This window comes from Streptomyces sp. NPDC001157 (assembly GCF_053598255.1).
Genome location: NZ_JBSFJW010000018.1, coordinates 35,387 through 48,645 on the forward strand (window position 1 = coordinate 35,387; position 13,259 = coordinate 48,645).

At 70.2% G+C, this 13,259-nt stretch carries 14 protein-coding genes; 5 read left to right on the top strand and 9 right to left on the bottom strand.

All coding sequences use genetic code 11. The annotated features are described in order from the left end of the window. Window positions 1–7 precede the first annotated feature (7 nt). The gene (locus tag ACWDAG_RS27675) at window positions 8–598 is read left to right on the top strand and encodes an isochorismatase family protein (protein ID WP_390699781.1); all 591 of its coding nucleotides are present in this window, start codon (window positions 8–10) and stop codon (window positions 596–598) included. A 40-nt stretch (window positions 599–638) separates the two neighbouring features. Here ACWDAG_RS27675 and ACWDAG_RS27680 read toward each other — a convergent pair whose 3' ends face one another. Next, the gene (locus tag ACWDAG_RS27680) at window positions 639–1,013 is read right to left on the bottom strand and encodes a hypothetical protein (RefSeq protein WP_450698265.1); all 375 of its coding nucleotides are present in this window, start codon (window positions 1,011–1,013) and stop codon (window positions 639–641) included. Between the two features lie 133 nt (window positions 1,014–1,146). Further along, the gene (locus tag ACWDAG_RS27685; protein ID WP_450698266.1) at window positions 1,147–3,498 is read right to left on the bottom strand and encodes an immune inhibitor A domain-containing protein; all 2,352 of its coding nucleotides are present in this window, start codon (window positions 3,496–3,498) and stop codon (window positions 1,147–1,149) included. A gap of 333 nt (window positions 3,499–3,831) precedes the next feature. Between ACWDAG_RS27685 and ACWDAG_RS27690 the strand changes: the two genes are divergently transcribed. Next, window positions 3,832–4,119, top strand: a complete 288-nt coding sequence (locus tag ACWDAG_RS27690; protein ID WP_450698267.1) for a hypothetical protein — start codon at window positions 3,832–3,834, stop codon at window positions 4,117–4,119. A gap of 168 nt (window positions 4,120–4,287) precedes the next feature. Here the strand turns inward: ACWDAG_RS27690 and ACWDAG_RS27695 are convergent, their stop codons facing one another. Both ACWDAG_RS27695 and ACWDAG_RS27700 read right to left on the bottom strand, forming a co-directional pair. Beyond that, complete coding sequence (locus ACWDAG_RS27695; protein WP_450698268.1) at window positions 4,288–4,917, bottom strand: RDD family protein; 630 nt, start codon at window positions 4,915–4,917, stop codon at window positions 4,288–4,290. Between the two features lie 89 nt (window positions 4,918–5,006). Next, window positions 5,007–6,461, bottom strand: a complete 1,455-nt coding sequence (locus ACWDAG_RS27700; protein ID WP_450698269.1) for an RDD family protein — start codon at window positions 6,459–6,461, stop codon at window positions 5,007–5,009. Between the two features lie 354 nt (window positions 6,462–6,815). Between ACWDAG_RS27700 and ACWDAG_RS27705 the strand changes: the two genes are divergently transcribed. Beyond that, complete coding sequence (locus ACWDAG_RS27705) at window positions 6,816–7,229, top strand: SsgA family sporulation/cell division regulator (RefSeq protein ID WP_450698270.1); 414 nt, start codon at window positions 6,816–6,818, stop codon at window positions 7,227–7,229. A gap of 13 nt (window positions 7,230–7,242) precedes the next feature. On the opposite strand, the gene ACWDAG_RS27710 is transcribed toward ACWDAG_RS27705, so the two are convergent. Further along, the gene (locus ACWDAG_RS27710) at window positions 7,243–8,649 is read right to left on the bottom strand and encodes an FAD-binding oxidoreductase (protein ID WP_450698271.1); all 1,407 of its coding nucleotides are present in this window, start codon (window positions 8,647–8,649) and stop codon (window positions 7,243–7,245) included. Between the two features lie 92 nt (window positions 8,650–8,741). Here ACWDAG_RS27710 and ACWDAG_RS27715 point away from each other — a divergent pair, with 92 nt between their 5' ends. Then, window positions 8,742–10,175, top strand: a complete 1,434-nt coding sequence (locus tag ACWDAG_RS27715) for a tetratricopeptide repeat protein (RefSeq protein ID WP_450698272.1) — start codon at window positions 8,742–8,744, stop codon at window positions 10,173–10,175. Window positions 10,176–10,322: 147 nt separating this feature from the next. On the opposite strand, the gene nthA is transcribed toward ACWDAG_RS27715, so the two are convergent. The 4 genes from nthA to hppD are packed head-to-tail and all read right to left on the bottom strand — an operon-like array spanning window position 10,323 to window position 12,639. Next, complete coding sequence (gene nthA / locus ACWDAG_RS27720; protein WP_450698273.1) at window positions 10,323–10,904, bottom strand: nitrile hydratase subunit alpha; 582 nt, start codon at window positions 10,902–10,904, stop codon at window positions 10,323–10,325. Then, complete coding sequence (locus tag ACWDAG_RS27725) at window positions 10,901–11,206, bottom strand: SH3-like domain-containing protein (RefSeq protein WP_450698274.1); 306 nt, start codon at window positions 11,204–11,206, stop codon at window positions 10,901–10,903. Before ACWDAG_RS27725 ends, nthA begins: the two co-directional genes overlap by 4 nt. Further along, on the bottom strand, window positions 11,190–11,480 hold the full coding sequence (locus tag ACWDAG_RS27730; protein ID WP_450698275.1) for a hypothetical protein: 291 nt from the start codon (window positions 11,478–11,480) through the stop codon (window positions 11,190–11,192). Before ACWDAG_RS27730 ends, ACWDAG_RS27725 begins: the two co-directional genes overlap by 17 nt. 13 nt (window positions 11,481–11,493) lie before the next feature. Next, on the bottom strand, window positions 11,494–12,639 hold the full coding sequence (gene hppD / locus ACWDAG_RS27735; RefSeq protein ID WP_450698276.1) for a 4-hydroxyphenylpyruvate dioxygenase: 1,146 nt from the start codon (window positions 12,637–12,639) through the stop codon (window positions 11,494–11,496). 128 nt (window positions 12,640–12,767) lie between these two features. Between hppD and ACWDAG_RS27740 the strand changes: the two genes are divergently transcribed. Continuing rightward, window positions 12,768–13,247 carry an Lrp/AsnC family transcriptional regulator gene (locus ACWDAG_RS27740; RefSeq protein ID WP_030943576.1) on the top strand — a complete coding sequence of 160 codons (480 nt, stop codon included), beginning with the start codon at window positions 12,768–12,770 and terminating at the stop codon, window positions 13,245–13,247. The last annotated feature ends 12 nt before the right edge of the window (window positions 13,248–13,259 follow it).

Below are 13,259 nucleotides of genomic sequence, written 5' to 3' on the forward strand. Positions count from 1 at the left end.
ACCCACCATGCGCCGCGCCTTGATCGTCGTTGACGTGCAGAACGACTTCTGTGAGGGGGGCAGCCTCGCCGTGGCCGGGGGCGCCGATGTGGCCGCCGCCATCACCGAGCTGATCGGGCAGGCGGGCGGCTCCGGCTACCGGCACGTGGTGGCCACCCGCGACCACCACATCGCGCCCGGCGGCCATTTCGCCGACAACCCCGACTTCCGGCACTCCTGGCCCGCGCACTGCGTCGCGGGCACCGAGGGCGTCGGCTTCCATCCGAACTTCGCACCCGCCGTCGCCTCCGGGGCGGTCGACGCCGTCTTCGACAAGGGCGCGTACGCGGCCGCGTACAGCGGGTTCGAGGGGGCCGACGAGAACGGCGTGAAGCTCGCCGACTGGCTGCGCGCACGGGAGGTCGGCGAGGTCGACGTCGTCGGGATCGCCACCGACCACTGCGTGCGCGCTACCGCGCTGGACGCCGCCCGGGAGGGGTTCCGCACCCAGGTGCTTCTCGATCTGACCGCGGGGGTCGCCGAGGACACGACCGAGCGGGCGCTGGAGGAGCTGCGCTCGGCGGGCGTGGAGTTGTCCGGGAAGCCCGTGGTTGCTTGAGCTTGCGCGGTCTGGTGTGCCGCGATGCGTAGTCGGGCGGCTACAGGTTCGTCGTGGCTGGTCGCGCAGTTCCCCGCGCCCCTTCAGGGCGCCTCAGCAATGCCCTGACCGGGTGCCAAAGCTCCTGGGGAAGCTCCGGGCCCGGTACGACACCGATGTCAGGTGCCGTACGCCAGATGAGGCCGTCGGGGTGGTGCAGGACCGCGGTGATCTCGTCGGGGGTCGGCGGGGCGGCGTTGCCGCGCAGGTACACCGCCCGCATGCCCAGGTTGCGCAGCCTGGTCAGGGCCCGCGCCCGGTTCTGGGCGTGCACGAGGAAGCGTATGCAGCCCGTGCCGTCGGCGGTGGGGCTGGGCAGGTTCAGCGCCACCACCACGCTGCCTGTCGGCAGCTTGCAGAAACCTCCTGCGGCCATGCAGTCACACCCCCGTGCGAGTCGTTGTCGATGTCGGTGTCAATAAGGGAAGCACAGGACGCACCTAAACACGATCGGCGGCGACCCGCCAGGGGGTCACCGCCGATACGCTTCTGACCTGCGAAAATGCCGACTACTTCACCGCGGGCCCGACCTCGACCTTGATCGTCGAGCCATCCTTGGCCTCCCTGACGATCTTGATCTTGGTGTTGGTGTCAGTGACCTTGACACCGGCGAAGGGAGTCGCGTCGTCGTAGTACGTGCTCGCGTGGTCGTCGAAGACGGGCACGCCCTTCGATGACGGGAGCACCGTCTCGACGTCCGCGTTGTGCAGCGTGATGCCGTCCGTGCGGTACAGGCTGAACGGAGAGTCGTAGGACTGGATACGGCTGCGCATCAGCGTGCCGTCGGACCACTTCAGCGCCGTCGGGTGCGAGTCGACCGGCAGGACCAGGCCCACACCGGGGTGCTGGCTGGTGTTGTTGTCCTGCTGCGAGGTGTCCCACTTCCAGATCAACAGGCCGTTCTGGTACGGGTAGTGCTCCACCCAGCTCTTACGGGTCGTCGAGAAGCCGAAGTTGTACGGGCCGACCTTGAGGGTCTTGTCGTACGACACGTACTGGCGGTTCTCCGCGATGTAGTACTGCTTGTAGTCCTTGGTGAAGGACGCGCCGATGCGGGAGAAGCCGGTGGCGGTCCAACCCGGGTCCGCGCTCTCGGCGTTGTCGCTGAACAGCGCCGTACCGTCCGCGGTCACCGTGATCTCGTCGGCCGCGAAGCCCTTCTGTGCCACACCGCTGTCCGTCTGGTAGCGGAAGCGCAGGTCGATCTTCTTGCCCGCGTAGGCGTCCAGCGGGTACGACAGCTTCTTGTAGCCGTCGACCGTGCCCGTCAGCGCCGGCTTGCCGCTGCCGTCGCGCGGGATGGCCTTGCCGTCCACCGTGCCGTCGATCGGGGTCCAGTTGGCGCCGCCGTCGGTCGACACCTCGGTGTAGAGGTAGTCGAAGTTGGCCTCGGTGTCGTAGTAGCCGTCGAGGGTCAGCGTGGCCTGGGACTTGCCGGTGAGGTCCACCGAGCGGGTCAGGGTGTTCTTGAGGTCGTTGCCGCTGCCGCTCCACCACTGGGTCGCGCCCTGCGCCGGGGTGACCACGTCGGTGGTGACCGCCTTGTCGGGCAGCGAGACCACCAGCGCCTGCTTGTTCTTGGTGTTGTACTCGGCGACGCCCAGCGTGTGCTTCGACTTCGTCGCGGCCTTCGCCGTGTCGTAGTTCAGCCAGCCCAGCTGCAGCTTGTCCCAGGCGTTGAAGTTGCCCGGCAGGTCACCGATGGTGTCCTTGCCGCGTCCGAGCCAGGACCCGTTGGACATCAGCGTCCAGAAACCGGTCGAGTTCTCACCGGCGTTGGTGGTGTCGTAGTGGTCCGGCAGGCCCAGGTCGTGGCCGTACTCGTGGGCGAAGACGCCGAGTCCGCCGTTCTCCGGCTGGATGGTGTAGTCGCCGACCCAGACGCCGGTGTCGCCGATCTGCGCGCCGCCCAGCTTGTTGCCCGTGGGGCCGGTGCTGCCGGTGTCGCTGCCGAAGGCGTACCAGCGGTGCGCCCAGATCGCGTCCTTGCCCTGGACGCCGCCGCCCGCGGACTCGTCCTCGCCGGCGTGCACGATCTGGAAGTGGTCTATGTAGCCGTCGGGCTCGTTGAAGTTGCCGTCGCCGTCGTAGTCGTAGCGGTCCCACTGGTCGAACTTCGCCAGGTCCGTCTTGATGTCGGCGTCGGACTTGCCGGCTGCCTTCTGCTGGGCGACCCACGCGTTCACGCCGTCGCTGACGACGTTCCACACGCTCGGGCAGTTGGTGGAGCCGCAGGCGTTGTTGCCGTAGCGGGCCTCGTTGTAGGGGACCTTGACCCAGTCGGCGACCTCGCCGTCCACCGAGTAGCGGCCCGAGGACTGCTTCTCGTAGAAGGACTTCATGGAAGCGGTGCCGGTGCCGAAGTAGAGGTCCTGGAAGTGCTTCTGGTTGTAGTCCGCCTGCCAGGCCGTCGAGTTGTCCTTCGTGCGGTCGGGCTGGGCTATCTGGTTGTGCGCGGGGCCCGCCGTGCCGCCGTACGTGCTGTCTATCTTGTCGCCGAACTCGACCAGGATGGTGAAGATCTTGTCGGTCTTCTCCCGGCCCAGTTCCACGTACTTGCGGTCGCCCTTCTTGCCCTTCAGCTGGACGACCTTCGAACCGCCCCGGTCCTTGACCTGGGCCTGGCCGGATATGACCTGGTTCAGGGCCTCCTGGCGCCGGGCATCCTGGGTCTTGGAGAGCGGGCCGTCGAGGTCGTCGCTCTTCATGCTCCTGACCGCCGCCGGGTCGTGGCGGTCACGGGTGGCCGTCGCGGCCGGGTCGGCGGCCTGGGCCACGGCGAACGTCGAGAACGTGGCGGTGGCCGCAGCGAGCGCGACGCCGACCGCGGTTGCTCTGAACGTCCAGGGTTTTGGGGTCACTTGAGTTCCTCTTGGTCAAGGTGGCAAGTCAAGTGACGCAATTTGACTAGAGGTCGGTAAGAAAAGACAGACCTTGACTTGGACACAACAATTGCACTATGCGGAGCCGAGGTTCGCTTTGCGGACACTCCGACCGGCGCGTTCGAACGTCCACTTGATGGACGCCATGACTCCGTGCGCCCCCTGTGCACCGGCACTGTTGGTTAGGTCACGCTTACCGTTCGTTCCACTCGGGCATGCACGCGATTAGAGTCGGTTGGCGGACTGCCCGGAAATCGGCAGAAACCCAGGCCGACTCGCCCGTGGACCCCCACTTCCGAGGACACGATTGCCATGCCTCGTCCGACGCCCGCTCAGCTCGTCTACGGTTCGTGCACCGTGATCTTCTCGACGCTCGCCATGCTGCTGCTGTCGCAGACGAGTTCGGGCGTGGGGATCGCGGTCATCGCCTTCGCGGCACTCGCCCTCGGGCTCCTGGTCGCCATGACGGTTCCCCTGCCGAAGCCGAGGGTCGTCGCGGTCCAGCAGCCCGCGGCCGCGGCGGCGGAGCAGGAGGCGCCCGTGCCGGCCGTGGTCGCCGCGGCGGCACCCGAGCCGGTGCGGGAGCGCGCCGCTTCCTGAGGTGCCCTCCGCGCGGTGTGCCGCGATCGGCCGTCGATCGTCTGCGGCATCGTCGTGGCTTGTCGCGCCCCGCGGCGGAGCCGCAAACGAATACAGCCCCGCGCCCCTTCGGGGCGCTGCCCAACCGCAGCGGACTTGGGCCCGACCCGCTCGGGGGCGAGCCCTGCCTCAACTGGTGCTCACAACGACGGTCTTGGCGGCCTTGTCGTGCAGGCCCTGTTTGTACGGCCGGTCGAAGTAGCTCCAGCCGCCCGAGATCGCGGTCCAGATGCAGGCGCAGCAGAACGCGAACGGGATCCACAGCACCGCCGAGCGGGTCAGCGAGGTCTGCACGGAGGGCGTGGAGCCGTTGTCGAGGTTGGCCACGCGCATGCCCAGCCACTTCTTGCCGAGCGTCTGTCCCGACTTGCTGATCAGGTACGTGTCGTAGCCGATGTAGAGGACGGCGGCGATCAGCGACTGCCCGAAGGACTTGGCGTAGGAGACGTGATCGGCGTTCACGTCGTACTCGTGCACGTTGAACGCCCAGGTGAGCAGCCAGACGACGACGCCCACAAGGATCAGGTCGATGATCCGGGCGAGCGTGCGCCTGCCGCTGTCGGCGAGCGGCGGCATACCGGCGAGGGGGTCGGTGGGGTACTGGCCGCCGCCGTAGGGGTCACCGCCGTACGGCGGGGGTTGCCCGCCGCCACCGGGTGCGTCGTACGGCGAGCCCGATCCCTGGCCAGGAGGGGGCTGCTTCCTGAACGGGTCGTCCTCCGGCGGTCCGCCGGATCCGGGGGGCGGTTCGCTGCTCATGGCCCGAGTGGACCGCGAACCTCCCCGCTCCGCATCCGGCGAACGGCCGTCCGGAGTACCGAATCGACTGGTGCATACGCCGTATGCGGTCAGCCCGTGACGAACGTACCCGCGGCCTTGTCGTGCCAGCACTGGTGCCACGGGCGGTCGAACACGCACCACAGGACGCCCACGACCCCGACGCCGAGCAGCCCGGGCACGCTGTACACGAGCCAGCGGCGCAGCGCCCCGCCGAAGGTCGGCGGCTCGTGCGCCTCGATGTCCCGCACCTCCAGACCCAGCAGCTTCTTGCCGAGGGTGCGGCCCCACTTGGCGGTGGGCAGCACCTCGTAGAGGACGCCGAAGCCGAGCAGTACGGCCAGGATGATGCCCAGGTACACCGACGTCGTGCCGTCCAGCAGCCACACGGTCACGGTCTGGCCCGAGAGCTTGGCCTCGTCGATCTTCTGGTTGACATGGTCGACCGCCTGGGTGCCCAGCGGTACGGCGGCCACGGCCGTGACCGCCGCGAGGACGACGGTGTCCAGCAGCCGGGCGGCCAGCCGCTTGCCGAGGCCTGCGGGGCGGGCTGCCGCCTGGCGCATGGCGGCCGCCTGGAAGATGTCCTCGACCGGCGGCTTCCATGGGGCCACGGGCTGGTCCTCGTCGGCGCCCGCGAGCCGGTGGACCTGCTGCGCCCAGGAATGCTGACCGCCGCCTGCGCCGCTGGTCATGGGGGTGGCGACGGGTGCGGGCGCCTGCGCGGCGGGGGGCTGGGCGGCCGCTGCGGGCCGGGCGCCGCCGCCCTGCGGCGGGATCACCGGGGTGGCCTGCTGGGGGCCCGAAGGGGCGGGCTGTCCCTGCGCCGCCGCGGCGCGGTCGGCGGCCGCCTTGCCCGCGCCGAAGCCGGGCGCCCCCGTGCTGCCGTTCTGCGCCCCGCCCTGCCGACCCGTGCGCTGGGACAGCGCACGGAACGTCATGGTGCCCTCGTCGGCCGCGGGGCCTCCGGGGCTGGGGATGCCATGGCCGGCCGCCGCTGCCGGGGGCTCCGTCTCCCCGGTCTGTGCCGTCGGCCTGCGGAACACGAAGGTGCCGCCGGCGGCCGGGTCGTCCGCTTCCGAGTCCGCCGGCGGGATCGTCGCCGTGCCGTCGGTGCGGGACGCGTGGCCGTCCGGCTGGGCCGGGGCGCCGTCGGCGAGGCGCGGGTCGACGGCCTGGGGGTTGCCCCACGACACCCGGCGGTCCTGGTCGCCACCGAAGCCGGACTGCTGGGAGCTGTCGGCGCCCCAGGCGGTCGCGGGCTCGGGCCGGCTGCCGTGCTGGGCCTCGGGGGCCGACTGCGGCGCGGGGTCCTCGTCGAAGAAGTGCGGTCCCGTCTCCTCGACCGGAGCCGGGTCGCTGCCGGGCGGCGGGGCGAGCGGCTCGCCGTCCGTCGGGGCCGGACGGCTGGTGCCCGGTACCCAGGACCCACCGTTCCAGTACCGGACATATCCGGGAATGGACGGGTCCGGGTAATACCCTTCGCGGGGCCTGTTGTCACCGGGTGCCGGGGTTGGGGCGCTCATGTCCGTCGTCCCGTATCTGCTCGGGGGTGAATATGGGGGCCTCCACATCTATCAGACCCACGCAACCCCCACCGACAGTCCCGCCAGTCCCACCCCTTTCCGGGCAACCTCGTACATGTACTTCACACGAGTGGAACCCGATGCGCTCCGGGGCCGCCACGACTCTTTCGGCTGGGGGTCCGGGGGTTGGCGCCCCCGGGGAGGCACAGCCGGGCAACGCCGTGCACAGTCCTCACACGTTCGGAAAAAAATTCTCCGAACCCGCGTAATGCCCGCGCCCCTCTCCTCTCTCCACGTGTACGGGCCCACCCGCAGGGCCCCCCGTACACCTGCCCGAGAGAGGAACCGGACGACATGCACTACACCGTGGTGGAACGCGAACTGGAACTCAGACTGATCCTGTCGCCGGAGCGCAGCATTCCGGTCCCGGCCCGGCTGAGCTACCGCACCGACGACCCGTACGCCGTCCACATCACCTTCCACACCAACTCCGAGAACCCCGTGTACTGGACGTTCTCCCGCGACCTCCTGGTGGAGGGCGTGTTCCGGGCCTGCGGGCACGGGGACGTGCGGGTGTGGCCGACCAAGTCGGAGGGCCGCAGCGTCGTTCTGATGGCGCTGAGTTCACCCGACGGTGACGCCCTGCTGGAAGCGCCGGCCGCTCAGGTGTCGGCCTGGCTGGAGCGGACACTGCGGGTGGTGCCCCCGGGGACTGAGGGCGAGCAGCTGGGGATCGACGCCGCGCTCGACCAGCTGCTCGCCCAGTGACGCAGTCCGGCTGTCAGAACAGCTTGCCCGGGTTCAGGATGCCCAGCGGGTCGAAGACCTGCTTGACCGCCCGCTGCATCTCCACCCCCACCGGGCCGATCTCGCGCGCCAGCCACTCCTTCTTCAGGACGCCCACGCCGTGCTCGCCGGTGATCGTGCCGCCGAGCTCCAGACCGAGGGCCATGATCTCGTCGAAGGATTCGCGGGCGCGCCGGGACTCGTCGGGGTCGGCGGCGTCGAAGCAGACCGTCGGATGGGTGTTGCCGTCGCCGGCGTGCGCGACGACCCCGATGGTGAGCTGGTACTTCTCGGCGATCCGCTCGGTGCCTTCGAGCATCTCGCCGAGCCTGGACCGGGGCACGCACACGTCGTCGATCATCGTCGTACCGCTGACGGCTTCGAGCGCGGTGAGCGACAACCGCCGCGCCTGGAGGAGGAGTTCGGACTCGGCGAAGTCGTCGGCGGGGACGACCTGGGTGGCGCCCGCCGCCTCGCACAGCGCGCCGACGGCGGCGAGGTCGGCGGCGGGGTCCGGGGTGTCGAAGGCCGCCAGGAGCAGGGCCTCCGTGGTCTCCGGAAGGCCCATGTGCGCGAGGTCGTTGACCGCCTTGACCGTCGTACGGTCCATCAGTTCGAGCAGGGACGGAACGTGGCCGCCCTCCATGATCTTGCACACCGCGTCGCAGGCGGCGGCGCCGGACGCGAACTCGGCGGCCAGCACCAGCTGCTGCGGCGGCTGCGGCCTGAGCGCCAGGATCGCCTTGACGACGATGCCCAGCGAGCCCTCGGAGCCGACGAAGAGCCGGGTGAGGTCGTAACCGGCGACGCCCTTGGCCGTACGGCGGCCGGTGGACATGAGCCGCCCGTCGGCCAGCACCACCTCCAGACCGAGTACGTACTCGGCCGTGACCCCGTACTTCACACAGCACAGACCGCCCGAGGCCGTCCCGATGTTGCCGCCGATCGTGCACATCTCCCAGCTGGACGGGTCCGGCGGGTAGTACAGGCCGTGTTCGCCGACCGCGCGGGAGAGGGTCGCGTTGATGACGCCCGGTTCGACCACGGCGATGCGGTCGACGGGACTGATCTCCAGGATGCGGTCCATCTTGGTCAGGGACAGCACGATGCAGCCGTCGGAGGCGTTGGCGCCGCCCGACAGGCCCGTGCGGGCGCCCTGCGGGACGACCGGGACGCGCAGTTCGGTGGCGATGCGCATGACGTGCTGGACCTCTTCGACCGTGCGGGGCAGCACGACCACGGCGGGGGTGCCGGCCGGGCAGAAGCTCGCCATGTCGTTGGCGTAGGAGGCCGTGACGTCCGGGTCGGTCAGGACGGCCTCGGCGGGCAGACCGCCCAGCAGACGGTCGACGAGGTTTCCGGTCGCTTCGTCGCGAGGCGCTTCGATACGGCTCATGATCACAGCGTCGCACCCGCCGCCATCGGTGTGAACCCCGTCTACGGCACTGGACGTATGCCGGGATGTGCTCGTCGTATTGACGCACAGTGATCGCCATGGAGAAGCAAGCGGAGGGCCGCCGCCCACGTGTGGTCCGGCGGGTGCTGATCGCCGCCGTGGCGGGGTGTGCCGTCCTCGGCGGGGCGCTGGCGCTGTGGCCCTGGGAGCGGGCGGCGGCGCCCCGGCCGGTGGCACCGGCACCGGCGCCGGGCGCACAGGCGCTGACGGCGGTGACCTCCGGGGTTCCGGCCGCGCTGCCCGACCTGGCGATGCTGATCGCCGGGCGTGAGGCCCGGGTGCGGGCGCACCCCGAGGACGCGCAGTCGTGGGCGGTACTCGGGACGGCCTACGTGGAGCAGGGGCGGCGCACGGCGGACGCCTCGAACTACCCGCGGGCCGAGAAGGCGCTGCGGACCTCGCTGAAGGTCCGGGAGAAGGGGAACGCGGATGCGCCGGCCGGCATGGCGGCGCTGGCGAACGCCCGCCGGGACTTCCGGTCGGCGCGGGCCTGGGGCCGGGCGGCGCTGAAGCTCGCGCCCAAGCGGTGGACGACGTATCCGCTGCTGATCGACGCCTACACCGGGCTCGGCGACTACAAGGCGGCGAAGAGGACACTGGACCGACTGCTGGAACTGCACTCCGGGGCGGCCGCCGTACGGGCGCGGGCCGCGGCCCTCTACCGCGACCGGGGCTGGCGGGAGGACGCCGCGGCCGCCCTGTCGGACGCTGCGGCGGCAGCGGGCACACCGGCCGAGCAGGCGGCATGGCTGGAGCGGTCCGGGCAGCTGGCCTTCGAGCGCGGGGACCTGGCGGAGGCGCTCAGACACTTCCAGGCGGCGGTGCGGCTCGACCCCGACCAGCGGGCGGCGCAGGCCGGCGAGGGCAGGACGCTGGCGGCACTGGGCCGCACGACGGAGGCGCTGAACGCGTACCGGGTGGCGCTCGACAAGCAGCCGTGCCCCCAATATGCCCTGGAACTGGGCGAGTTGTACGAGTCGCTGGGGATGGCGGATGCCGCCCGCGCGGAGTACGACGTGCTGGGCACCCGGGTGCGGGACGAGGTGGCGGGCGGCGTGGACGACGACCTGGTGCTCGGTGTGTTCGAGGCGGACCACGGCGATCCGCGGTCGGCCGTGCGGCTGCTGCGCGCCGAGTGGGGCCGGCAGCCGGGGACCGAGGTGGCGGATGCGCTGGGGTGGGCGCTGCACATGGCCGGGGATGACAAGGGGGCACTGAAGTTCGCGATGACGGCGACGGACAAGGCGCACGGGGGCGGCGTACGCAGTGCGCTGTACGCCTACCACCGGGGCATGATCGAGCAGGAGCTGGAGCTGGTCTGGCCCGCGCGGCGGCATCTGCAGGAGGCGTTGCGGATCAATCCGTACTTCTCGCCGCTGAGGGTGCCACTGGCGAAGCAGGCGTTGGCGGCGCTGGGCGAGCCGCCGGACGAGCCGGTGCCGTCGGGGAGCCCGGCTGCCGAGGACGACTAGCGCTCCGCGGGTTGTGCCGCGATGGGTCGTCTTTCGTCTGCGGCGTCGTTGTGGCTGGTCGCGCAGTTCCCCGCGCCCCTCAGGGAGGCTGCCGAACCGCACTGGACTTCGCCGAGGGCGCTTAGGACATCCAGAACCGCCGGCCCGTCAGACCGCCGCCGTTCCGATCAGTGCGTTCCGGGTGACGAGGGCCGCGAGCTGTTCCTCGTCCAGGTCGGCCGTGCCCTCGGGGCGGCGTGGGAGCACCATGTAGCGGGTCTCCGCGCTGGAGTCCCACACCGTGATCTCCGTGCCGGCGGGCAGTTCGAGGCCGAACTCGGCCAGTACGGCCCTGGGTTCGCGGACCACGCGGGAGCGGTAGGCCTCGGACTTGTACCAGCTCGGGGACGGGCCGAGCAGGCGCAGCGGGTAGCAGGAGCAGAGGGTGCAGACGATGACGTTGTGGGTCGTGTCCGTGTTCTCGACGACCCGCAGACGCTGGTACGGGCCCTCCATGAAGCCGAGTTCACGGACGGCCGCGGTGCCGTCGGCCAGGAGCCGGGCCCTGAACTCGGCGTCGGTCCAGGCACGGGCGACGACCCGCGCGCCGTTCGCGGGCGAGGCGCCGGTCAGGGACGCGTCGATGATCTCGTCCAGCCGGGCGCCGGAGACGATCCCCTTCTCCTCCAGGAGGGTCTCCAGGCGCCGTACCCGCTGCGCGATCGTCGCGTCGGAGTGGTCACCGCTCATCGCGCCGCACCTTCTTCGTCCGCCTCCAAGTAGCTTTCCCACAGGTCCAGTACGACGTGGTGGTCGCCCTCGCCCCACAGATCACGGGCCGCGAACCGGACCGCGTAGACCTGCTCGACGGGCGCGTCCCCGCGGCCCTGCGCGCTGACGTCGGCCAGTTCCGCCGGCCCCTCCGGCTCGACCACGACGCCCCGCTTGCCGCGTGCGTACCGTGGCAGGCGGGTGTGGTGCGGCGGGTCGTGGTGGAAGGTGCGGACGGCCGTGCCCGGCGCGAAACGGTCCCCGTCAGCCATGGAGTTCATCCAGCTCACCCTGCTTGATCACGCCCTTGCGTTCCAGCAGGGTGCAGATCGCCTCGAACCAGCGCTCGTAGTACGACGCCGCCAGGTACTCCCTGGGCGGCATCGACTCGATGGCGTCCCGGAACTCGTTCGTGTTGAAGACCCCCTGCGCGCGCAGGGCACCCAGGAGCCCGACGACCCGGGCCTCCCAGTCCGCGTGGAAGGGCTCGGCGTCGTCGCTGATGTCGACGGCGCCGAAGCCCTCCGTACCGCCCACGTCGTTGATCCTGGCCATGCGGCCAGACTACTCAGAGGTTGCCGCGCTTCTCCTGCTCCCGCTCGATCGCCTCGAACAGGGCCTTGAAGTTGCCCTTGCCGAAGCCCATCGAGCCGTGCCGCTCGATGATCTCGAAGAAGACGGTCGGACGGTCCTGGACCGGCTTGGTGAAGATCTGCAGCAGATAGCCGTCCTCGTCGCGGTCGGCGAGGATCTTCAGCTCGCGCAGCGTCTCGATCGGCACGCGGGTGTCGCCGACCCACTCGCCGAGGGTGTCGTAGTACGAGTCCGGGGTGTTCAGGAACTCCACGCCGGCCGCGCGCATCGTCCGTACCGTCTGCACGATGTCGTTCGTGTTGAGCGCGATGTGCTGGACGCCCGCGCCGCCGTAGAACTCCAGGTACTCGTCGATCTGGGACTTCTTCTTGGCGATGGCGGGCTCGTTGATCGGGAACTTGACCTTGAGCGTGCCGTCGGCCACGACCTTCGACATCAGCGCGCTGTACTCGGTGGCGATGTCGTCGCCCACGAACTCCTTCATGTTCGTGAAGCCCATGACCTTGTTGTAGAAGGCCACCCACTCGTTCATCCTGCCGAGCTCGACGTTGCCCACGCAGTGGTCGATGGCCTGGAAGGTGCGCTGGGCGGGCGGTTCGACCATGGGGGCGGCGCTGACGAAGCCGGGGAGGTACGGGCCGTCGTAGCCGGAGCGGTCGACCAGGGTGTGGCGGGTCTCGCCGTAGGTGGCGATCGCGGCGAGGACGACCGTGCCGTGCTCGTCCTTCAGCTCGTACGGCTCCGCGACCGAACGGGCGCCGTGCTCCAGCGCATAGGCGTACGCGCGGCGGGCGTCCGGGACCTCGATGGCGAGGTCGACGACGCCGTCGCCGTGCTCGGCCACGTGCCGGGCGAGGAAGTGGCCCCAGGTGGTGGCGGGCTTGATGACGGAGGTGAGGACGAAGCGGGCGGAGCCGTTCTCCAGGACGTAGCTCGCGGTCTCGCGGCTGCCGTTCTCCGGTCCGGAGTACGCGACCAGCTTCATGCCGAAGGCGGTGGAGTAGTAGTGCGCCGCCTGCTTGGCGTTGCCCACGGCGAAGACGACCGCGTCCATTCCCTTGACCGGGAAGGGGTCGGCCTGCCGGGCGGTGTCGGGAGTGTGGTGTGTGGTCTGCGTCATAGCGGCAGCCTCATCCCCATACGGCAAGGTGCGCAATAGTTTCTTTTTTTGCTGGGCAATATGTTCAGTCAGCGGCCCGGATTGACCGGACTTCTGTACAGGATGACCACCACACCAGGGAGGCTGCTGTGGCGATCGACCATCTGGACGGGCGGATCATCGTGCTGCTGGCGCGGGAGCCGCGGATCGGGGTCCTTGAGATGTCCCGGCGGCTCGGGGTGGCGCGCGGGACGGTGCAGGCTCGGCTGGACCGGCTTCAGTCGAATGGCGTCATCCGCGGGTTCGGACCGCAGGTGGACCCTGCCGCCCTCGGGTACCCCGTCACCGCCTTCGCCACCCTCCAGATCCGGCAGGGCCAAGGCGCCGACGTCCGGGCGCACTTGGCGACCGTGCCCGAGGTGCTTGAGCTGCACACCACCACCGGCAGCGGGGACATGCTGTGCCGGCTGGTAGCCCGCTCGAACGCCGATCTCCAGCGGGTCATCGACCTGGTTGTCGGTTTTGATGGCATTGTCCGGGCCGCCACCGCGATCGTGATGGAGAACCCCGTTCCGCTGCGGATCATCCCGCTGGTGGAGCAGGCGGCCGAGGACGTCGAGAGGACCTAGCCGACGGCCGGG